Below are 19,653 nucleotides of genomic sequence, written 5' to 3'. Positions count from 1 at the left end.
TCTGCATTCGTCCATCCGAAGGTTTGGGGGATGCGATCAAGAGTGCGCCGCATCGACCGTCGAAGCGAGAATGTGTCGGTTTGTTTCCCTGTGTTGCGTCGATTGTTTCACCCTCGGGTGCGTTGAATGGCGGCTCGGCGCACCATGGTGGCATGCCTAGACAAATTCGCTTCAACGCCTTCGACATGAACTGCGTCGCCCATCAGTCTTCCGGAATGTGGCGTCACCCTGATGACCAGTCGTGGCGCTACAAAGACCTCGACTATTGGACTGAACTGGCGCAGTTGCTCGAACGCGGCACCTTCGATGGCATCTTTATTGCGGATGTCTTAGGCACCTACGACGTGTACGCCGGCTCGAACGAAGCCGCAATTCGACACGGTGCGCAGGTGCCAGTGAACGATCCACTTCTTCTGGTCTCGGCAATGGCCCACGTCACCGAACACCTCGGTTTTGGGATTACTGCCGGCACGGCCTACGAACATCCGTACCCGTTTGCGCGTCGCATGTCCACGCTCGACCACTTGACTAAGGGTCGCGTCGGCTGGAACGTTGTCACCGGCTACCTTCCCTCGGCCGCGCGAAACATGGGCAACGATGATCAGCTCGAACACGACGATCGCTACGATCATGCCGACGAATATCTCGAGGTTCTCTACAAACTGTGGGAGGGCTCGTGGGAAGAGGACGCGGTCATTCGCGATCGCGAATCAGGCGTGTTTACTGATCCGTGCAAGGTTCACGACATTGAGCACAAAGGCAAACACTTCACCGTGCCCGGCATCCACTTGTCTGAGCCATCGTTGCAACGAACGCCAGTAATCTATCAGGCGGGGGCCTCTCCTCGTGGCGTTGAATTTGCAGCCGGAAATGCCGAAGCGATCTTCGTCGCAGCATCAACCAAGGCTGGGCTGAAAGCCACAGTGGGGCGCATCCGCGACGCCCTCGAAGCAGCCGGTCGCGATCGCTACTCGGCGCGCATCTATACCCTGCTCACCATCATCACCGATGAGACATCCGAGAAGGCTCACGCAAAATACGCCGACTATCTGAGTTATGCCAGCGAAGAGGGTGCCCTCGTGTTTATGTCGGGATGGATGGGCATCGACCTGTCGCAGTACGACCTCGATGAACCAATTGGCAATGTCAAGAGCAATGCGATTCAGTCAACCGTCGCAAACTTTCAGCAGGCGAATGATGATGGTAGCGAGTGGAAAGTTCGTGACATCGCTCGACTCGGCGCGATTGGCGGCCTTGGCCCGTTCATTATTGGATCAGGAGAAGAGATTGCGGATGAACTGCAACGTTGGGTAGAAGAAACCGATGTTGACGGGTTCAACCTTGCCTACGCCATCACGCCGGGAACCTTTGAGGACGTTGTGGAACATGTCATCCCTGTTTTGCGTGAGCGCGGGCTCTACCCCGAGGAATACGTCGAGGGAACGTTGCGCAACAAGCTGCACGGAAAAGGTAATCGCTTGCCGGCTGAGCACGCCGGCGCACGCTACCGTCGAACGCCCTAGAAGAGCTCGAAGATTATCTCTTCGCTATCGCGCTTGAGCCCTTCAGCAAAGTCAACGTTGCGCTCAGTCTCAACGAACCCGTTTCGCGTAACGACGGCTGCGGAACGCACGTTGTGCGCGGCAGTTCGTGCACGAAGGGGGCGGTGAGTTTCGATATCGAGGAGCAAGGCGAGCGCGGTAGTGGCGATACCTTGTCCCCAGTGGGCGCGGTCAACCCAGTAGGTCAGTTCACGATGGTCGTCGAGAGTAAATGTTGCGAGCATCCCGACGAGCGCGCCGTCGCTGCAAATCGCTTTCGCCGTGATGGTGGGGTTTGCCAGAACTCGTGTGATCCACGTATCGAATTCGTCGCGGTCGTCGGGGTCGGGGGCGGTGAACGCCGCCATCTCAACCGACTGGGGATCGCGCATCCACTCGTAACACTTATCGGCATCAGTCTCGATAAAGTCGCGCAGGGTTACTTCGCCGCGGACCGCTGAGGCGTCGCCGATCACAGTTCCACGGTGTATTTGAAGCCAATGTGAGAAGCCTCAAAGCCGAGCTTTGTGTAGAAGCGGTGGGCATCGGTGCGTGCTTCATCCGACGTGAGCTGGATGAGGGAGGCGCCAAGAGTGGGAGCGGCCGTGTCAATGACCCAGCGCATCATGGCGCCGCCGATGCCTGCGGAACGTTGGCTTGACGCTACCCGCACGGCTTCCACTTGAAGCCGGTGCGAACCACGTCGGGCCATTCCGGGGATAGCGGTCAATTGCATGGTTGCGACGACGTCACCAGTTGCTGCGACGACGACGAGTAAGGCATTTGCCGGGGTTGTAGCGATCGCGTGGAACGCCTTTTCGTAAGCTGGACGATCTTCGGGTCGGGCATTGTCGCCACGAAGCGAGCTGACAGGGTCATCTGCCAGGAGTTGAAGGATGGTATCGATGTCGCCTAATTGCGAGTACCTCAGCGTCATCTCCCCATCGCGGGTCTGAAGAATTGTCGGAACAGTCACTTTAGAAAACACGGTTACGAGGTTATCAGCGTGGGCGGTCGCCTCAGTCCGTCACGATGCGATCGGTGGCAGGGAAAACGCAGAATCGGGCCGCATTGCTCTTGTGTGTCCGAGATCGCAGAGCACATTCACGCTCTTCCGTAGCGTCATTGGCAACCACCCATTTCGGGGCAACATCTATCGGGAGGCACTCCAATGTCTACGACTGAAAATTCACACAAAACAGCTACACAAACGACATCGACGTCGTCATCATTCGGGCGGCGCGTTGTCGCTGGAGTCCTCGGCGGCGTAGCCGGGGGAATCGTGTTCGGGATGATGATGGCGATGATGGGATTGCTTCCCATGTTGGCCATGATGGTTGGCTCCGAGTCACCGATTGTGGGATTCCTGGTGCACATGATGATCTCCATCATGATCGGACTAGGTCTCACGGTGCTGTTCGGTAATCGACTGCTCACCAGCTACGGACGTGGCGCCCTTGTTGGTGTTGTTTACGGTGCAATCTGGTGGGTTCTTGGACCGCTCATGATCATGCCGATGATGCTCGGTGGCGCGCTATTCTCCGTCGACATGGCTGCATTGCTTTCACTTATGGGGCACATGATCTTCGGCGTCATTCTTGGTCTCGTTGCGGTGCGGGTTCTTTCGTCGCGAAAGTGATCGACGAACCCTCGTCCCGACAACGGCAGAAGCCGGTCGAGACGAGGGTTTGCGCCGCTCACGAGTTTTTAGTAGTTCATGACCTGGTAGCCGGCGACGACGAGCTTGCGAACGCTCGCTTCTCCGCCGTTGTCGGAGAGAAGCGGGAATCCGCCGTCCCTGATGGGCTCGAATACGTTGTGAGACTTCGCGCAGAATTCGCAGGCGCCGATGATGTTGTCGCCGAGTGCCTTAACGAGAGGGTTCATGGGGTTGCTCGGGTCGGCGATCTTGGCGAGTGACTCTACGCCCGATCCGTCGAACATCACGACGACGTCGTCTCCGGCTGCCTTGAATTCGAGGGCAGTTTTGAGGCCGCGATACACGCGGGCGCTATTGTTCTCGAGAGTTTCGAGGATGACGACGGCAATTTTGAGATCTGACATGTTTTAGCTCCCTTGAGTCGGCCATCCAGCAGTTCTAGACGGATCCGTCTAGTAAATCTAGACGGGTTCGTCTAGAATTGCAAACATGCCATCAACGTCTCCTGAAACCCGGCTCACTTCCCGCCAGAAATTGCTCGACACTGCGGCGACGTTGTTCTACTCGCGGGGAATAAATGCGACAGGAGTCGACACGGTGATCGCCCAAGCTGGCGTTGCCAAGGGCAGCATGTATCACCACTTCGCTAGCAAGGAAGCGCTCATCACCGCCTATCTCGACCGAGAAGCTGACGCGTGGTTGGAGCGCGTTGGCGCCGCCGACGATGCGCGCGCGGCACCAGCTGATCGGGTTGCACGGCTCTTTGCTGCTTTGGCGGACCAGATTGACGCGGGAACCTTCTATGGGTGCCCCTTTACTAACGCCGCGATCGAATGCCCTGAGATGCCCGACGTGCAGACATCAATAGCCCGATACCGCAGAATCCTGCATGCGCACGTTGCTAGTTTGCTCAACGGGGTAGGCGGCGAAGCTCTCGTCGCCAATGTCACCGTCGTCTACGACGGCGCACTCACGTCCGCGAAGCTGGCGGGAACCGCGGGAGGGGTGCGACAGGTTGGCGAGTTCGCCCGGGCGATCGTTGCCGCTCAATCCTGAACTCGTTTGCATGATATTCGAATGTATGTTCGAATATGTCTATGAGGTGGAGCGGGCAACAGGTCAGCAGTGAAACACCTAACGCCCTTCCGGGGCTCGCGCGACTCAACAATCTTGTTCGCACGGTGCGCACACCCGATTTCGAGGGAGTTACGTTCTACGAAGTGCTCGCGAAGAGTGCGTTAAATAAGGTTCCGACCGCGAGCGATATGCCGTTTGGTTGGACTATCAACCCCATGCGCGGGTGCCTCCATCAGTGCACCTACTGTTTCGCCCGCCCGACACACGAGTTCCTTGATCTTGACGCTGGCAAAGATTTCGACACCCAAATCATTGTCAAAGTGAACGTGGCCGAGGTGCTGGCTCGGGAGCTCAGCAAGCCAAGCTGGGGTCGACATCCGGTTGCTCTGGGCACCAACACCGATCCGTATCAACGGGCGGAAGGCCGGTATCGCCTGATGCCGGGGATCATTGCTGCGCTGGCCGGGTCTGGCACGCCGTTATCCATCCTGACAAAAGGCACGTTGCTGCGACGTGATCTCGCGCTCCTGGCCGAGGCGAGCGAGCACGTTCCGGTAGATGTGGGCATGTCGATCGCCATTTACGATGACGAATTGCAGCAGTCGGTCGAACCCGGTACTCCGACAGCGAAAGCGCGACTGGCTACGGTTTCTGCTGTGCGAGAGGCTGGTCTGGATTGCGCAGTGTTTCTCATGCCGATATTGCCATTCCTTACTGACACTCGCGATCATCTTGAACGAGCGGTGGCCCAAGTGAAAGCAGCCGGTGGCACGTCAATTGCCTATTCGGCCCTGCATTTGAAGCCAGGCACGAGGGAGTGGTATTTCCAATGGTTGGAGAGTGCGCATCCCGAGCTCGTGGAGCGGTATCGGGCTATGTATGCCCGGGGTACTTATGCGCCCAAGGAGTATCGACAGTGGCTCGCAGCAAAGTTGAAACCAATTATCGTGCGTCACGGACTGGAGCGAACGATTCTCGACCCTGCGACGGGAATCGTTGGGTCACGGTCGCAACTTCGTACTCGAGATGGCAACGGCGAGCGTTCGTTGATCGCAGAGGAATTGCCACCGGAGCTTGCAGCTAGGGCGATGCCGCAACCGATGTTGTTCTAGCCTCGTGTTCCGTACTCAATAAGAGTGAACTGATCGAGACGCTGCGCGAGCGCTAGCGGACTGTGCGCACGTTGGCTGGCTAGGCTGGTGTTGTGACATCTATAGCGCAGTCGTATTACGTGCGACACGACGACACCCACTTCGAATCGACCATACATGCGCAAGGTGCATGGAATCCGCACGAGCAGCATATGGCTCCCGTTGCCGGTATCTTGGCGCACGTCTTGGAATCATTCGAACCACGCTCTGAATTGCGTATCGCGAGGATCAGCTACGAAATTCTTGGTTTGATTCCTGATGGCGAGTTTGAGGTCGTCAGTTCGGTGTTGCGTTCTGGACGCACGATTGAGCTTGTGCAAGCAGAGTTAATTGCGGGCGGGCGCGTTGCGGTGCGCGCGACAGCCTGGAGGCTGCAGGTCTCTGATACGTCAGACGTCCAGGGAATTGTGGACAGGCGGATGCCTTCGGTTGAGCAGGCGGGCGCCGCCGTTGACCTCGCGCAGTGGCCAGGCGGCTACATTCAGTCGATCGAGGCGCGAGCGTTGCCGGAACACTCGGCCGGGAGCGGCAGGGTGTGGTTGCGCACCCCGTTCCCGTTGCTCTCTAACGAACCGGTAAGCGATTTCGCTAGGTTGACGGGCCTGGTCGACACCAGTAATGGGATTGCTACCCGGGTAAAGCCGGGCGATGGGGGCTACGCGTTCCCCAATGTCGATCTTCAGGTGCATCTGTACCGGCTGCCTGTTGGTGAGTGGTTGGGGCTAGAGAATGCGGTCAACTTTGGTTCCGATGGCATCGGTTTGACATCGACAGTGCTTCACGATGGAGCGGGCCCGTTTGGTCGGGCTGAGCAGATTCTCACCTTACGAAAGCTCTAGCGCTTCGTCGATAATGTGTGAGATCTCTCTTGCGCTGAGATTCACGCCGGAATAATATACAACCAAATGGTTGTATATGAATTAGCGGACACAGAAGTAGACGCGATGTTTCGCGCGCTAGCCGATGCCACGCGCCGAGACATCGTGACTCGAGTGATGCGAGAGGAAGCCTCAATTTCGCACTTGGCCGCCAGCTATGAAATGAGCTTTGCCGCGGTGCAGAAACACGTAGCTGTGCTGCAGTCGGCAGGGCTTGTGTCGAAACAGCGTCACGGCCGTGAACAGATCGTGCGCGGAAATCTCACGTCAATTCATCGCATCCAAACCCTGCTTTCGCACTTTGAAGAAGTGTGGAAGCAACGGGCGCTCCGCATGGGCGATGTGCTCAACGACGATTGAAAGAACGGTGGAAAAATGAATGTGACGACTGAGACAAGTGTTGAGAATCTGACACTCACGACGACTGCTGAACTCTCGGCATCTCTTGAGCGAACCTGGTCACTCGTCAGCGATCCGCGGAAGCTAGAGCGCTGGTGGGGGCCACCGGAATGGCCAGCTACGTTCGTGAAATTCGAGTTTGAGCCTGCCGGGCGGGCACACTATTTCATGCAGGGCCCCGACGGTGAAAAGATTCACGGCTGGTGGAGATTTGTGTCTATAACCGAGCCGAGAGAACTCGAGATTGAGGATGGATTCGCCGACGAATCTGGCGAACCGTCTGGCGACCTTGGTGTCACGACTGCTCGCATCACCTTTGAGCCCATCGAGGCAGGTACGCGGCTGACGATCGTCTCTGGATTCGAGTCTGAAGATCAGCTCGAAGAGATGGCGAAGATGGGCATGGACGAAGGAATGCGCCTTGCGGTTGGTCAGATCCAGCACATCCTTGATGAGTCCTAGGGGGAGAAAGCGAAGATGTCCTTTCAGGCATATCTTGATGCGGTCGAGCACAAGACTGGTCTCACTCCGCGACAGCTAGTGCAGCTAGCGACCGAGCGGGGACTCGCCGATAGTTCGACCAAGGCAGCAGAGATCTTGCAGTGGCTGAAAGATGACTACGCGCTAGGTCGAGGTCATGGCATGGCGATAGTCCACGTCATCAAAAAGGGCGCTCTCATCGACGCCAAGCATGTGGGCACTGGTGGCGTGCACAGCGACGAGTCGGCCACACTTTGGCTAGATGGCTTTGAGAGTAGGCCGCACTAGCAAACTCGACATCGTGGTTGGCCGGCCCGCACGGGAGGTGCTGTGACGTCGACGGTTAGGTCGACGCTAACGACGGTGACGGGCTGGTTGCTACGCCGGCGACAGGGTGGAGTCTGGCTCTTCTTTCGAATCTTCCTTGAGCCGAGACACAAGCGCAGCTAATAATCGTAAGGTGACGCTTCCGAATCGTCACGTCCCCGTAGTTTCTCGAATTCGCGTCGCTCCCGTTTAGTCGGACGGCCAGCCCCGCGATCGCGTCTGGGCGCGAGAGCGACCTCCTCACGGGAGGGTGGTGGGGGAGTCTCGTCAATAAAGCTCTCCGCCGCAGTCACAGCCGAGACGCGCTTCACGATGGTTTGTTTGACGACCAAAATTCGGTCGAAACCTGCGATACGGATCTTCACTTGGTCGCCGATTCGTACCGGATGCGCGGCTTTGACGCTCGCACTACCAATCTTTACGTGCCCCGCCCGGCACGCTGCAGTAGCTTGTGAACGTGTTTTAAAGACGCGCACCGCCCATAGCCAACTATCGACGCGAACTGTTCCTGCGGCCATCAGACGTCAGCGAGTTCGCGCTTCCAGCGCACCAGTCGCTGCACGGTGGCACTGTCATCCTCAGAAAGAGTGCTCATGGCGTCGTCGGGGATGAAAAAGTTGATGGCGAGAAAACCGCGAACCGTGTCAGAAGGATCCTGCACGAGCATCCGCAGCACGTCGCATGGCGCATGCTCGTTACGGGCCACACACGCGCGAACCCCATCATCGGGATCGTTGGCCAACGCTTCAAAAACATCGACGGGCGTGTGGTGGTTGCTGGCTACGCTCTCGCGAATTTTGGGATTCGCATCGCTGGCAAGTAGTCGGATCCGAGCGATCTTACTGTCGGTTACTTCTGGCGCGGGATGCAACTCAGCGGCTTGCTCAGCGGTAATCATCGAGGGAGCCATGGCCTTCATCTGGGCCCGCTGTGCCGGAGTGTTAAATCGGATGCACGACATACGCTCAAGGGTACGCGGTCGCCCAACAAACTCGTGCCTCAGCGGCGGCATTTCGCGAGCGGATGCTGGCTAGACTCGATGCGTGGCAACCAGCACTTCACCCGAGATCAGCAATCGCGTCTGGACTGTGCCCAACGTTCTGAGTTTCATCAGACTCGCGCTCGTGCCGCTCTTTCTCTACTTCATCATCTCGGCTCAAGACGCCTTAGCTCTCATAGTGTTGATCTTCTCGAGCGTCAGCGATTATCTCGATGGAGTCATTGCGCGTCGATTCAACCAGATCACCCGCCTCGGACAGTTGCTTGATCCTGCTGCGGATCGACTTTTCATCTTTGCTGCCCTCATCGGTTTGGCGGCGCGGAACGTCATTCCGTGGTGGCTTTTCTTTGTCATCGTTGCCCGCGAGATCATGCTGGTGATTTTGGGGCTCATTTCGGCTCACTACGGTTTCGGGCCACTTCCGGTTCATCATTTGGGCAAAGTCGCCACTGCTGCGCTGTTCTATGCGCTTCCGATTCTTATGCTCGGCGAAGCATTCCCCACGGTTGCGTGGCTCACAGATCCCGTCGGTTGGGCGTTCGTATTGTGGGGCGCATTCCTGTATTGGTGGGCTGGCTTCATTTATGTCGCACAATCTGTCCGAATTTCTCGGATTCCGAGGGGTTGAGCGGTGCTCCGATCCGATACGCTGGTCAGTCAGGGAGGTTTGCGATGGTTGAGTCAATGAATAGTGGTCACGGCGCCGACATGCAGTCGGCGAACGAGACGTCCGCGCAGCCTGTTGTCGAGCGCATCGACACCACAGCGACGTATAGTCACGAGTTTGCCGCGCAGGTTGCCGCAATGGGTGCCGATGTATCGGTCGACGAGCAGTCTGCGATCACGGCGCTGCCGTCGGGATCGGCACTGCTGATTGTGCGACGTGGGCCAAATGTCGGAGCACGTTTTCTCCTGGATGCGAATATCACTACGGTGGGCCGTCATCCTGAGGCAGATATTTTTCTCGACGACGTCACAGTGTCGCGTCGTCATGTGGAGTTCTTGAGACAGGGCACCGCGTTTGAGGTGAAGGATTTGGGCTCGCTCAACGGCACGTATTTGGGTGGCGATCGAATCGAGTCAACCGCCGTGCTTCGAGACCGTGCTGAGGTTCAGGTGGGCAAGTATCGGCTGACGTTCTACGCCTCGCGCCGTGACCTGCCTTCGGCGGCTGGTAATTAGTGGCTGCAGTAGCGCGGCAAGCGCGCAGCGCTCCGGCACCGGCGCTTCTGAGCATCGGGCAAGTGCTCGCCAAACTCAGTCCTGAGTTTCCTGATCTCACGCCGTCAAAGCTTCGTTTTCTTGAGGAGCGCAAGCTTGTCGCGCCTGCCCGCACTGCGTCGGGCTACCGCAAATTCTCGCCGTCAGATATGGAGCGGTTGCGCTTCGTGCTGTCGATGCAACGTGACCACTATTTGCCGCTGAAAGTTATCCGTGGCTATCTCGAAGAAATGGATGCGGGTCGTACCCCCGAACTACCTGGGGGTGCTGTTGCTGCGGCGTCGATGCTCTCCGCTGAGCGAAAGCTCACGCGCGATGAACTGATTCGCGAGGCCGGCGCTAGCCCGATGCTGTTGAGCGACGCGATTTCGTCATCACTTATTGTGGCTTCCGATGTCTTTGGCGAAGATTCTCTTGCGGTTCTCAAATCTCTAGTCGAGCTTCAGCGCAGCGGCATCGAGCCTCGGCATCTCCGCGGGTTCCGCGCGGCCGCAGAGCGTGAACTGGGGCTTATCGAGAGCGCTCTCATGCCGGTTGCGCGTCGCAAAGATGCCTCTAGCCGAGCAAGGGCCGCAGAGATGGCACGCGAAATCGCCGGCCAACTCGAGATTGTTCGCAGCAGTATTATCCGATCTGCCCTGAGCAGACTCGATTCGTAGTACGGTCGATCTGTTGACCGTTTTTTGGCTTCGGCCGATCACGAATGACTGAGGTTGGCGTAGTTTTTCCCGACTGATTCCGACACGCCGCCGAGTTTTTGCGAATGTCGTTGGTCGATGCGGCGGGCATGACTACCGTGGGGTAACACGAAACACTAAGCGTCAACTTCAACATGAAGGTTGCTTGCTTATCGTGTTGGCCGAATCAGAATCTAGAGGGGCAATGCCATGAGTGAATTGAACCGTAGCGAGACTTCACGCTACGACCTTGGCCTCCTCTTTACAGACGGAATGCCTGACCTCAACGACAACTCTGGCTATCGTGGCGCCGTCGCAGCACGTGCGGCAGGCATCAGCTACCGCCAGCTTGATTACTGGGCACGCACCGAGCTCGTCGAACCTACGGTTCGCGGAGCTGCTGGATCCGGCTCACAGCGTCTCTACGGTTTCCGCGACATCTTGGTCCTCAAGCTCGTGAAGCGTCTCTTAGACACCGGTATTTCGCTGCAGCAGATTCGTATCGCCGTGAATCAACTCCGCGAATCCGGAATCCATGACCTCGCGCAAACTACTCTCATGAGTGACGGTGCCAGCGTTTACCTCTGCACGTCAAACGACGAGGTTATTGACCTCGTTAGTCGGGGTCAGGGTGTCTTCGGCATCGCCGTTGGCAAGGTGCTCCGTGAGGTCGAGACAAGTTTGATCGAGCTCGACACCATCAAGGGCGAAGACCCCATGGATGAGCTGGCAAAGCGCCGCTCATCCCGCGCCTCCTAGAACACAAGCTCTTCTGCCGATCCCGCGCGCCTGACGGGCGAACGTAGCCGACGCAGGCGGCTAAGCGTATGGCGGTTAGGCGACAAACTATCGTCAGCCGCAGTTTTCGGCAGCTCACGCACGCCACAGAGCGCAGTGCGACTCGTCGTTCTTTGCGCAGCCGCACTGCGTTGGCGAGCGTGCGACACCCTCGGGGCTGTGGGCAACGGTGCCGCTGCGACGACCCGCCGTGGCTCAGTCCTAGTTGTTGTACTCGCCCATTCGAGCCGCACGCATAACGCGGTCGAGCAACTGGTCGAAGTAGCGTGCCATCTCTTGTGCACTCTCGCCAGGCCAGACATGGAGCGGCTTTGCTGCTCCTTGTGCCTGCTGGAGCGAGGTGCGTTCGGGGAGCTGCGGCGAGAGAACGAGCGGGCCAAACATGTCCCGAAGTTCTTTGATGCGGAACTGGTGTTCAAGTGATTGCGACCGTAATCGGTTCACAATAATGCCGAGGGGCTGAAGGCGCGGAGACAGCCCGCGACGGATTTCTTCAATCGCCCGAAGCGCGCGGTCCGCGGCAGCAACGGAAAACAGCCCAGGCTCGGTGACAATAGAGACTCTGTCGCTGGCCGCCCACGCGGTGCGGGTGAGGGCGTTGAGAGATGGCGCGCAGTCGATAAGCACCAGGTCGTAGTCGGCTTCGACGTTGGCGAGAGCTTCTTCAAGCTTCCAAATGTCGCGGATGCTCGGATGCGGTCCGTCGAAGTTGATTGCCGAAGGAGAGCCAATCAGCACGTCCACTTTGCCCGGCCGACCCTTGGTCCACCCACTTGGCGCGATTGCGGCGCGCACGATCTTCTCTTTGGGAGACGCGAGTACGTCGGCAACATTTAGGTGACCGGTGACATCAATGTCCATTCCGGTCGACACATCGGACTGGGGGTCAAGGTCGACGACGAGAGTTCGAAGACCGCGAGCGAAGGCTGCTGAAGCGAGCCCAAGCGTGACGGTCGTCTTTCCCACGCCCCCTTTGAGGGAGCTAACGCTAAGTACGTGCACGAGTAACGACGATACCTTCACTACTGTTAAGAAACCTAAAACATCGCCAACTTTTGCGCACCCTTGAGGAAACTGCCAGAGTTCAATCACTCTAGGCTTGGTTTTTGTCAGGAAGGACCGAATGTTCAAGAAGATTCTCGTTGCCAACCGAGGCGAAATCGCTATCCGTGCAATGCGCGCGGCTGTCGAGCTCGGTGCACGTACTGTTGCTGTTTTTCCCTACGAGGACCGGAACTCGGTTCATCGTCTTAAAGCCGATGAGGCTTACCTGATTGGTGACGAGGGGCACCCCGTTCGCGCTTATCTGGATGTTTCTGAGATTATTCGCGTTGCGAAAGAAGCGGGCGCCGACGCGATTTACCCCGGTTACGGCTTCCTCTCGGAAAATCCTGAGCTGGCCCACGCTGCAGCGGACGCGGGAATCGCGTTCATCGGTCCGCCGACCAAGGTCCTGGAGATGGCCGGAAACAAGGTCACCGCTAAAGAACACGCCATTGCGGCGAAGGTTCCCGTGCTCAAGTCGACGCCAGCCAGCACCGACCTTGACGAATTACTCGCCGGGGCCGATGAGATTGGCTTCCCCGTATTCGCTAAGGCTGTTGCCGGCGGCGGTGGACGTGGCATGCGCCGCGTCGAGAGGAAAGAAGATTTGCGCGGCGCGCTAGAGGAAGCCATGCGCGAAGCGGACAGCGCGTTCGGCGATCCAACGATGTTCATTGAACAAGCTGTTGTGCGCCCGCGGCACATTGAGGTGCAAATTCTTGCTGACGCGCACGGCGGCACGATCCACCTGTTTGAGCGTGACTGCTCTGTGCAACGTCGCCACCAAAAGGTTGTCGAAATTGCGCCAGCACCCAACCTCGACGAAAACACACGCCAGGCCATGTACCGCGACGCCATCGCGTTCGCGAAATCAATTGACTATGTCAACGCGGGAACTGTCGAGTTCCTGCTCGACACGGCGGGGGAGCGCAAGGGGCAACATTTCTTCATCGAAATGAACCCGCGCATTCAGGTAGAGCACACGGTTACCGAAGAGGTCACCGATGTTGACCTCGTTCAATCGCAGATGCGAATCGCGTTCGGCGAAACTCTCGAAGAGCTCGGACTTCGTCAAGAGGAACTCAAGATACGCGGAGCGGCCCTCCAGTGCCGCATCACGACCGAGGACCCGGCTAGCGGGTTCCGGCCAGACACCGGAAAAATCACGACGTACCGGTCGCCTGGCGGCGCTGGCATCCGTCTGGATGGTGGAACAGTTTCTGCAGGTTCGCAGATTTCTCCGCACTTCGACTCCATGCTCGTCAAAATGACCTGTCGCGGCCGTGATTTTGCGTCGGCTGTGCGTCGCGCCCGCCGAGGACTCGCTGAGTTCCGCCTTCGCGGCGTAACCACGAACATCCCGTTCCTGCAGGGTGTTCTCGACGACCCAGAGTTCATCGCTGGCGACTTGAGCACAGCATTCATTGATGAGCGGCCGTGGCTCGTGAATTCTCACCGGTCCAAAGACCGCGGCACGAAGATCCTCACGTGGCTGGCCGAAGTTACGGTCAATCAGCCCAATGGTGACGGCGCTGGCATTATCAACCCGCAGCTCAAGCTTCCTGCTGTTGATCTTTCGGTCGAAGCACCCGCTGGCTCACGGCAGCGACTGCTCGAGCTTGGCCCTGCTGGCTTTGCGTCAGCCCTGCGTGAGCAAAAGGCGCTTGCGGTAACGGAAACTACGTTCCGCGATGCACATCAGTCGCTTTTGGCTACGCGTGTGCGCACTCGTGACCTTGTTGCCGTGATGCCGCACGTTTCCCGCATGACGCCGCAGTTGCTTTCTGTTGAGGCTTGGGGCGGTGCGACCTACGACGTCGCCCTGCGTTTCCTCGCGGAAGATCCCTGGGAGCGGCTCGCGTCAATGCGCGAGGCTCTGCCCAATGTGGCAATCCAGATGCTGCTTCGAGGTCGAAACACTGTTGGCTACACTCCGTACCCCACCGAGGTCACGGACGCCTTTGTTCGCGAGGCCGCAGATACTGGCGTAGACATCTTCCGCATCTTCGATGCTCTCAACGACGTTTCTCAGATGCGTCCGGCGATCGATGCAGTGCTCAACACGGGCACGGCGGTCGCGGAGGTTGCGCTCTGCTACACCGGCGACTTGCTTGATCCCGCTGAAGATCTGTACACACTTGACTACTACCTCAGGCTCGCAGATCAGATCATGGAGAGCGGCGCCCATGTGCTGGCCATCAAGGACATGGCGGGGCTCTTGCGTGCAGAGGCCGCCGAAACCCTCGTAACGGCCCTCCGTGAGCGTTTTGACGCTCCTGTGCACGTCCATACCCATGACACTGCCGGTGGCCAGTTGGCAACGCTGCTCGCAGCGTCACGGGCTGGCGCGGATGCTGTGGATGTTGCTAGCGCTCCGATGGCAGGAACAACGAGCCAACCATCGATGTCGGCGCTTGTCGCAGCTCTTGCCCACACGTCGCGAGACACCGGAATTTCGCTCGACGCCGTTTCGGATCTTGAGCCGTACTGGGAAGCGGTGCGTCACACCTATGCGCCATTCGAATCGGGACTTCCTGGGCCGACGGGTCGGGTGTACCACCACGAGATTCCGGGTGGACAGCTGTCGAACCTTCGCCAACAGGCGATTGCACTAGGGCTCGCAGACAAGTTCGAGACGATAGAAAACTTGTATGCCGCGGCCAACAAGATGCTTGGACGACCACCCAAGGTGACTCCGTCCTCCAAGGTCGTCGGAGATCTCGCGCTCGCACTTGCCGCGGCAAAAGCCGACCCTGCTGACTTCGAAGAGAACCCAGACAAGTACGACATCCCTGATTCTGTAGTCGGCTTTATGGCGGGGGAGTTGGGCGAACTTCCTGGCGGCTGGCCAGAACCGTTCCGGTCGAAGGTACTGAAGGGCCGCAACGTCAAAATCGGCGTCGAAGAAGTTAGTGAAGCAGACCAAGCTGCGCTCGACGGTGACCCGACTGAACGCCGTTCCGCGCTGAACAGGCTGCTCTTTGCCGGTCCGACGCAGATCTTCGAAACTGCACGCGAGTCCTACGGCGATCTTTCTGCGCTGGCGAGTACGGACTATCTGTATGGCTTGCAGCAGGGACACGAGCACGTTGTTGAGATCGAAAAGGGTGTTCAGCTCTTTGTCGGTCTTGAGGCGATCGGTGAAGCTGACGAGAAGGGCATCCGTACAGTGATGGCCACCCTCAATGGTCAGCTCCGTCCGGTGTTTGTGCGCGACCTCAGCATCAAGGTCGACTCAACGGCGGCGGAAAAGGCCGATTCGTCGAAACCCGGTCACGTCGCTGCGCCATTCTCGGGTGTCGTTACTCTTCAGGTCGAGGAAGGCGAGAAGGTCGAAGCAGGCCAGCCCGTGGCCTCAATCGAAGCGATGAAGATGGAAGCAGCCATCACAGCATCCGTCGCTGGCACGGTAAAGCGCTTGGCAATTCCGAAGACGCAACAGGTTGATGGCGGTGACCTTTTGGTCGAGATCGAGCCTAGCTAGCACCGTAATTCATGAGGCAAAACGTGATCGTTGTTCACACGACGGTCACGTTTTGTCCGTTTACGCGGTAAAGTTGTGTGTTTGCTTTCTGAAGGGGATCGAAAAGTGGCTACTAAGCGCGATGAACCAGGTGTGCAGTCGTCCGATGACGACCTCAACACATCGAACGATCACAGCTCGAAAGAGTCAACGGTAGAAGACTCACCGAGCACAGAGAGCCTTACTTTTACTTTGTCGTTGCCGACGCAGGTGCGAGTGACGCCAGAGCACGAGGCGGCCGTGGCAATCAACGACGTCGCGGTTGATGCTCACCATGTTGACCCCGCCTCGATGGCAACCACGACTATTGCCTATGTTCCGTCTGCGGTCGCGGCTGTGGCCATAGATGTCGAGCCCGAGGTTGCGGTAATTCCAGAACTTCCTCCCGTCGACCGCGCAACGACTCGTCGTGGTCGTCAACGCACCGAGGTTCGCGCCGCTCCCGAGAGCGCAACGATGCTCACAGCGGAACGGCTCATCAACCAGAGCAAGAAGAGTCGTCAGCCTGCTCCTGAAGGGTTCCTTCAGGAGCTCGTCTATGCAGTGACGTTCCACTTGGTCAATCTTGGCGACTCGTACCGCGTTCGTGAGCGTAAGACTCTCGAGGCGCGGATCACCAAAACGTTTGTCGGCGGCACACGTTTTGTTCCTGTGCTCACTCGCAAAGGTGGTGTTGGTAAGACGACGATCACGGCGCTGCTGGGGATGGCTCTAGCGGATACTCGCGAGGACCGCATCATCGCGATCGATGCCAACCCCGATCGCGGAACGCTAGCGGAACGTATCGACAAGCAGACTCGAGCGACTGTGCGCGATGTTGTGATGCGTTCCGAGTCGCTTCATACGTTTAGCGAGTTTCAGACTGTGGTCTCCCGCGATGAGACTCGCCTCGACGTCCTCGCTTCCGATACAGATCCCCATGTTTCCGAGGCCTTCGACGAAGACGATTACAACGTCGTCGCAGATATGGCTGAGCGCTTCTATTCGGTAGCGATCACCGACTGTGGAACGGGAATCGTTCACTCGGTTATGCGTGCCACGCTGCAGCGCGCCGACTCGATAGTGATCGTTTCTGGCGGAAGCGTCGATGAGGCGCGGTTGGCCTCTGAAACCCTGACCTGGCTTGAGTCGAACGGTCACGCTGACTTGGTGAAGAACGCTGTCGTCGCGTTGAACACAGCAACTCAAGGCACCAACCTTGTCAAGCTCGAAGAGATCGAGGCGCATTTTAAATCACGTGTGCGCGAGATCGTTCGCGTTCCTTACGATCCCAGTCTGGCAACGGGCTCTGTCGTCCACTATCGCGACCTCAATAAGCTCACCAAGACCGCGGCCCTCGAGCTCGCTGCGGTGGTCATGGACGGGCTTCCTGAAGTTCGGACCGACTGAATCTATGACTGTTCGTGAGATTCGCCTCTTTGGCGATCCCGTCCTTCGTTCATCGTGCGATCCGATTGTTCTTGGAGACCGGCATGCGGCCTCGCTTATTGAGGATCTGCTCGAATCGGTTCAGCTGCCTGGGCGTGCCGGCTTGGCTGCCAACCAGATCGGCGTAGCGCTGCGCGCTTTTAGCTACAACATCGATGGCGAGGTCGGGTACATCATTAATCCGGTGCTCGTCGAGGTGTCGGGGGAGCCAGAACTTGTGGATGAAGGGTGTCTTTCAGTCCCCGGCTTTTACTTTATGAGGCGGCGCTATCCTTTCGCGCGCGTCACTGGGGTAGACCTTGACGGGAATCCGGTCGAGCTCAGCGGCGAAGGGTTGATGGCACAAGCGCTTCAGCATGAGACCGATCATCTCGACGGTCATCTCTATATTGAAGGCCTTGAGCCTGAGGCTAAACGCGAGGCGATGCGCGCCATCCGGCAGGCGCCCTGGTACTAACTGCCGCCAGAGTAGTTACCCTGCTTCGGCACTTGTTTTCCCTGTCTTTGCTCACGAAATAACCCCCGCTGTGTTCGTACCCAGCGGGGGTTATTTCGTATCGAGCGTTGGCTCCCAGTCGGCTACTTGAGCGAGATGCCTTCGGTTGCTGGAGAGTTCGAGTAGAGCGCCTCGATGACGTCGGCGAAGTCAGCCAAAATCACATTGCGTTTGATGCTGAGCTTCGGCGTGAGGTGTCCGCTTGCTTCAGTGAGGTCGGCGTCGAGGATGTGGAACTTGCGAATCGACTCGGCTCGTGAAACCGTCGCGTTCCCGACGTCAATTGCGCGCTGCACCTCGGCGAGAACTGCCGGATGTTTGGCTGCCTGATCGAGGCTCCAGGTCGCATCGAGCCCATTATTGTTGAGCCACACGGGCAGCATCTCTTCGTCAAGCGTGATGAGCGCAGAAATGAATGGACGTTGTTCCCCGACGGCAATGACCTGACCGATGATCGGGTTGGCGCGAATCGGATCCTCGAGGGCCGCTGGTGCGACATTCTTTCCGCCAGCAGTGACGATGATCTCTTTCTTGCGGCCGGTGATCTCAAGGTAGCCGTCTTCATCGAACTTGCCGATGTCGCCGGTCTTGAACCATTCGCCGTCGAATACTTCGTCGGTGGCAGCTTGATTGTTCCAGTAGCCGTCAAAGACACAGACACCCTTGGCCTGAATTTCTCCATCTTCAGCAATACGCACGGAGACGCCGGGAAGCGGTGGGCCGACCTTGCCGATCTTGAAGTTGGACGGCTTGTTGACCGAGATCGGAGCCGTCGTTTCGGTGAGGCCGTAACCTTCAAGAATTGTCAGACCCAAGCTGCGGTAGAAATGTCCAAGGCGGAGCCCAAGTGGGGCTGAGCCGGATACGGCATATTTGACGCGGCCACCAAGAGCGGCACGGATCTTCGACAAAACTAGTCGATCGAAAACGGCAAACTGAATCTTGAGCCCGAGCGGAACGTGTCCGGCATCCATGGCTTTGGAGTGCGCAATTGCGACGGCGGCGGCCTTGCGGAAGATCTTGCCTTTGCCGCCGGCTTCAGCCTTCTGCTCAGAAGAGTTGTAGACCTTTTCGAACACTCGCGGCACTGCCAGGAGGAACGTCGGCTTGAACGACGCCATTGAGGGCAGCAGTAGCTTGGTGTCAGGCTGGTGGCCAACCTTGACGCCGCCGTGGATGCAGAGGATCGAAATGAAACGAGCAAAGATGTGAGCTGTTGTGATGAACAACAGCGTGCTCGAATCCGGGTTCACGACCTCAGGGATGGCTTTTTGTGAGTTGCGACACAGTTCCACGAAGTTGGAGTGCGTGATGACGCATCCCTTGGGCTTGCCAGTGGTTCCCGACGTGTAGATGAGGGTCGCGAGATCGGAACCCTTCGCGAGGTTTCGACGACGTTCGATCTCTTCGTCAGTGACCTCGGAGCCTGAAGTTGCGAGCTTGTCTATATCGCCGAGATCAATCTGCCAGACCTGCTTGACGGCAGGAACATCCGCGCGAATTTCATCGAAACGCGCAAAGTGATCTGGCGTTTCCGTGATGATCGCGATAGCGCCAGAGTCCTCAAGGTTCCACTGGATCTGTGTTGGAGAACTGGTTTCGTAGATCGGAACGAGCACTGCGCCCGCGAACCACGTCGCGAAGTCGATCAGTGTCCACTCGTAGCGCGTCTTGCACATGAGCCCGATCTTGTCGCCGGGTTGGATGCCTGCAGCAACAAGTCCCTTGGAGACAGCTTTCACCTGAGCTAAGAACTCAGACGATGTGACATCACTCCAGCCGCCATTGGCCGTAGGGAGGGAGAACAACGCATTATTTGGTGTAGCTGCAACTCGATCTATGAGGAGATCAGTTGCATTGGCTTCCGGGTCAGCCACAACTAGGGCTGGAACATCAAACTGTTTCACGGCAACTCCTTTGGCACCGGTAGGTGGTCTACTCCACTCTAGCGAG

General features: G+C 58.0%; 22 protein-coding genes. 15 read left to right on the top strand and 7 right to left on the bottom strand.

Annotation, left to right across the window (positions count from 1 at the left end; translation table 11 throughout):
• The first annotated feature begins 152 nt into the window (after positions 1–152).
• On the top strand, positions 153–1,523 hold the full coding sequence (locus tag FFT87_RS10400) for an LLM class flavin-dependent oxidoreductase (RefSeq protein WP_219948655.1): 1,371 nt from the start codon (positions 153–155) through the stop codon (positions 1,521–1,523).
• Here the strand turns inward: FFT87_RS10400 and FFT87_RS10395 are convergent.
• Together FFT87_RS10395 and FFT87_RS10390 are read right to left on the bottom strand one after the other, a co-directional pair.
• Positions 1,520–2,017, bottom strand: coding sequence for a GNAT family N-acetyltransferase (locus FFT87_RS10395; protein ID WP_255559516.1), 498 nt, complete (start codon positions 2,015–2,017; stop codon positions 1,520–1,522). The two genes, FFT87_RS10400 and FFT87_RS10395, sit on opposite strands and share 4 nt — an antisense overlap.
• Positions 2,014–2,529: a GNAT family N-acetyltransferase gene (locus tag FFT87_RS10390; RefSeq protein WP_370628549.1), complete on the bottom strand. Its 516-nt coding sequence runs from the start codon at positions 2,527–2,529 to the stop codon at positions 2,014–2,016. The genes FFT87_RS10395 and FFT87_RS10390 overlap by 4 nt, the downstream gene beginning before the upstream one ends.
• Before the next feature lie 183 nt (positions 2,530–2,712).
• Here FFT87_RS10390 and FFT87_RS10385 point away from each other — a divergent pair, with 183 nt between their 5' ends.
• Positions 2,713–3,180, top strand: a complete 468-nt coding sequence (locus FFT87_RS10385; protein WP_255559508.1) for a hypothetical protein — start codon at positions 2,713–2,715, stop codon at positions 3,178–3,180.
• Positions 3,181–3,248: 68 nt separating this feature from the next.
• Here the strand turns inward: FFT87_RS10385 and FFT87_RS10380 are convergent, their stop codons facing one another.
• Positions 3,249–3,605, bottom strand: a complete 357-nt coding sequence (locus tag FFT87_RS10380; RefSeq protein WP_219948654.1) for a DsrE family protein — start codon at positions 3,603–3,605, stop codon at positions 3,249–3,251.
• An 85-nt stretch (positions 3,606–3,690) separates the two neighbouring features.
• Between FFT87_RS10380 and FFT87_RS10375 the strand changes: the two genes are divergently transcribed.
• The 6 genes from FFT87_RS10375 to FFT87_RS10350 all read left to right on the top strand — a co-directional run bounded on the left by FFT87_RS10375 (position 3,691) and on the right by FFT87_RS10350 (position 7,474).
• Complete coding sequence (locus FFT87_RS10375) at positions 3,691–4,257, top strand: TetR/AcrR family transcriptional regulator (RefSeq protein ID WP_219948653.1); 567 nt, start codon at positions 3,691–3,693, stop codon at positions 4,255–4,257.
• Positions 4,258–4,298: 41 nt separating this feature from the next.
• On the top strand, positions 4,299–5,390 hold the full coding sequence (locus FFT87_RS10370) for an Rv2578c family radical SAM protein (RefSeq protein ID WP_219950792.1): 1,092 nt from the start codon (positions 4,299–4,301) through the stop codon (positions 5,388–5,390).
• A 92-nt stretch (positions 5,391–5,482) separates the two neighbouring features.
• Positions 5,483–6,268, top strand: a complete 786-nt coding sequence (locus tag FFT87_RS10365; protein ID WP_219948652.1) for a thioesterase family protein — start codon at positions 5,483–5,485, stop codon at positions 6,266–6,268.
• A 66-nt stretch (positions 6,269–6,334) separates the two neighbouring features.
• Positions 6,335–6,667 (top strand): helix-turn-helix transcriptional regulator, encoded by a 333-nt coding sequence (locus FFT87_RS10360; RefSeq protein ID WP_219948651.1) that lies wholly within the window; start codon positions 6,335–6,337, stop codon positions 6,665–6,667.
• Between the two features lie 15 nt (positions 6,668–6,682).
• Positions 6,683–7,168 carry an SRPBCC domain-containing protein gene (locus FFT87_RS10355; protein ID WP_219948650.1) on the top strand — a complete coding sequence of 162 codons (486 nt, stop codon included), beginning with the start codon at positions 6,683–6,685 and terminating at the stop codon, positions 7,166–7,168.
• A 15-nt stretch (positions 7,169–7,183) separates the two neighbouring features.
• The gene (locus FFT87_RS10350) at positions 7,184–7,474 is read left to right on the top strand and encodes a DUF4287 domain-containing protein (protein ID WP_219948649.1); all 291 of its coding nucleotides are present in this window, start codon (positions 7,184–7,186) and stop codon (positions 7,472–7,474) included.
• A gap of 158 nt (positions 7,475–7,632) precedes the next feature.
• Here FFT87_RS10350 and FFT87_RS10345 read toward each other — a convergent pair whose 3' ends face one another.
• Both FFT87_RS10345 and FFT87_RS10340 read right to left on the bottom strand, forming a co-directional pair.
• Positions 7,633–8,031, bottom strand: coding sequence for an RNA-binding S4 domain-containing protein (locus tag FFT87_RS10345; protein WP_219948648.1), 399 nt, complete (start codon positions 8,029–8,031; stop codon positions 7,633–7,635).
• Positions 8,031–8,474, bottom strand: a complete 444-nt coding sequence (locus FFT87_RS10340) for a hypothetical protein (protein WP_219948647.1) — start codon at positions 8,472–8,474, stop codon at positions 8,031–8,033. The genes FFT87_RS10345 and FFT87_RS10340 overlap by 1 nt, the downstream gene beginning before the upstream one ends.
• Positions 8,475–8,556: 82 nt before the next feature.
• Between FFT87_RS10340 and FFT87_RS10335 the strand changes: the two genes are divergently transcribed.
• The 4 genes from FFT87_RS10335 to FFT87_RS10320 all read left to right on the top strand — a co-directional run bounded on the left by FFT87_RS10335 (position 8,557) and on the right by FFT87_RS10320 (position 11,170).
• Positions 8,557–9,141: a CDP-alcohol phosphatidyltransferase family protein gene (locus FFT87_RS10335; protein ID WP_219948646.1), complete on the top strand. Its 585-nt coding sequence runs from the start codon at positions 8,557–8,559 to the stop codon at positions 9,139–9,141.
• 44 nt (positions 9,142–9,185) lie between these two features.
• The gene (locus FFT87_RS10330) at positions 9,186–9,695 is read left to right on the top strand and encodes an FHA domain-containing protein (protein ID WP_219948645.1); all 510 of its coding nucleotides are present in this window, start codon (positions 9,186–9,188) and stop codon (positions 9,693–9,695) included.
• Positions 9,695–10,393 carry a MerR family transcriptional regulator gene (locus FFT87_RS10325; RefSeq protein WP_219948644.1) on the top strand — a complete coding sequence of 233 codons (699 nt, stop codon included), beginning with the start codon at positions 9,695–9,697 and terminating at the stop codon, positions 10,391–10,393. The genes FFT87_RS10330 and FFT87_RS10325 overlap by 1 nt, the downstream gene beginning before the upstream one ends.
• A 228-nt stretch (positions 10,394–10,621) precedes the next feature.
• Complete coding sequence (locus FFT87_RS10320) at positions 10,622–11,170, top strand: MerR family transcriptional regulator (protein ID WP_219948643.1); 549 nt, start codon at positions 10,622–10,624, stop codon at positions 11,168–11,170.
• Positions 11,171–11,410: 240 nt separating this feature from the next.
• Here FFT87_RS10320 and FFT87_RS10315 read toward each other — a convergent pair whose 3' ends face one another.
• Positions 11,411–12,211: a ParA family protein gene (locus FFT87_RS10315; RefSeq protein WP_219948642.1), complete on the bottom strand. Its 801-nt coding sequence runs from the start codon at positions 12,209–12,211 to the stop codon at positions 11,411–11,413.
• A 121-nt stretch (positions 12,212–12,332) separates the two neighbouring features.
• On the opposite strand from FFT87_RS10315, the gene FFT87_RS10310 reads away from it, so the two are divergent.
• The 3 genes from FFT87_RS10310 (at position 12,333) to FFT87_RS10300 (ending at position 17,661) form a co-directional block, all read left to right on the top strand.
• Positions 12,333–15,737, top strand: coding sequence for a pyruvate carboxylase (locus FFT87_RS10310; RefSeq protein ID WP_219948641.1), 3,405 nt, complete (start codon positions 12,333–12,335; stop codon positions 15,735–15,737).
• Between the two features lie 105 nt (positions 15,738–15,842).
• Positions 15,843–17,165 (top strand): MinD/ParA family protein, encoded by a 1,323-nt coding sequence (locus tag FFT87_RS10305; protein WP_219948640.1) that lies wholly within the window; start codon positions 15,843–15,845, stop codon positions 17,163–17,165.
• 4 nt (positions 17,166–17,169) lie between these two features.
• On the top strand, positions 17,170–17,661 hold the full coding sequence (locus FFT87_RS10300) for a peptide deformylase (protein ID WP_219948639.1): 492 nt from the start codon (positions 17,170–17,172) through the stop codon (positions 17,659–17,661).
• 122 nt (positions 17,662–17,783) lie between these two features.
• Here FFT87_RS10300 and FFT87_RS10295 read toward each other — a convergent pair whose 3' ends face one another.
• Entirely contained in the window at positions 17,784–19,607 is a 1,824-nt protein-coding gene (locus FFT87_RS10295) for a long-chain fatty acid--CoA ligase (RefSeq protein WP_219948638.1), read from the bottom strand.
• Between the last annotated feature and the right edge of the window lie 46 nt (positions 19,608–19,653).

The sequence above is a fragment of the Salinibacterium sp. M195 genome (assembly GCF_019443965.1).
Lineage (GTDB): Bacteria > Actinomycetota > Actinomycetes > Actinomycetales > Microbacteriaceae > Rhodoglobus.
This window is presented reverse-complemented; position numbering and strand designations above follow the sequence as displayed.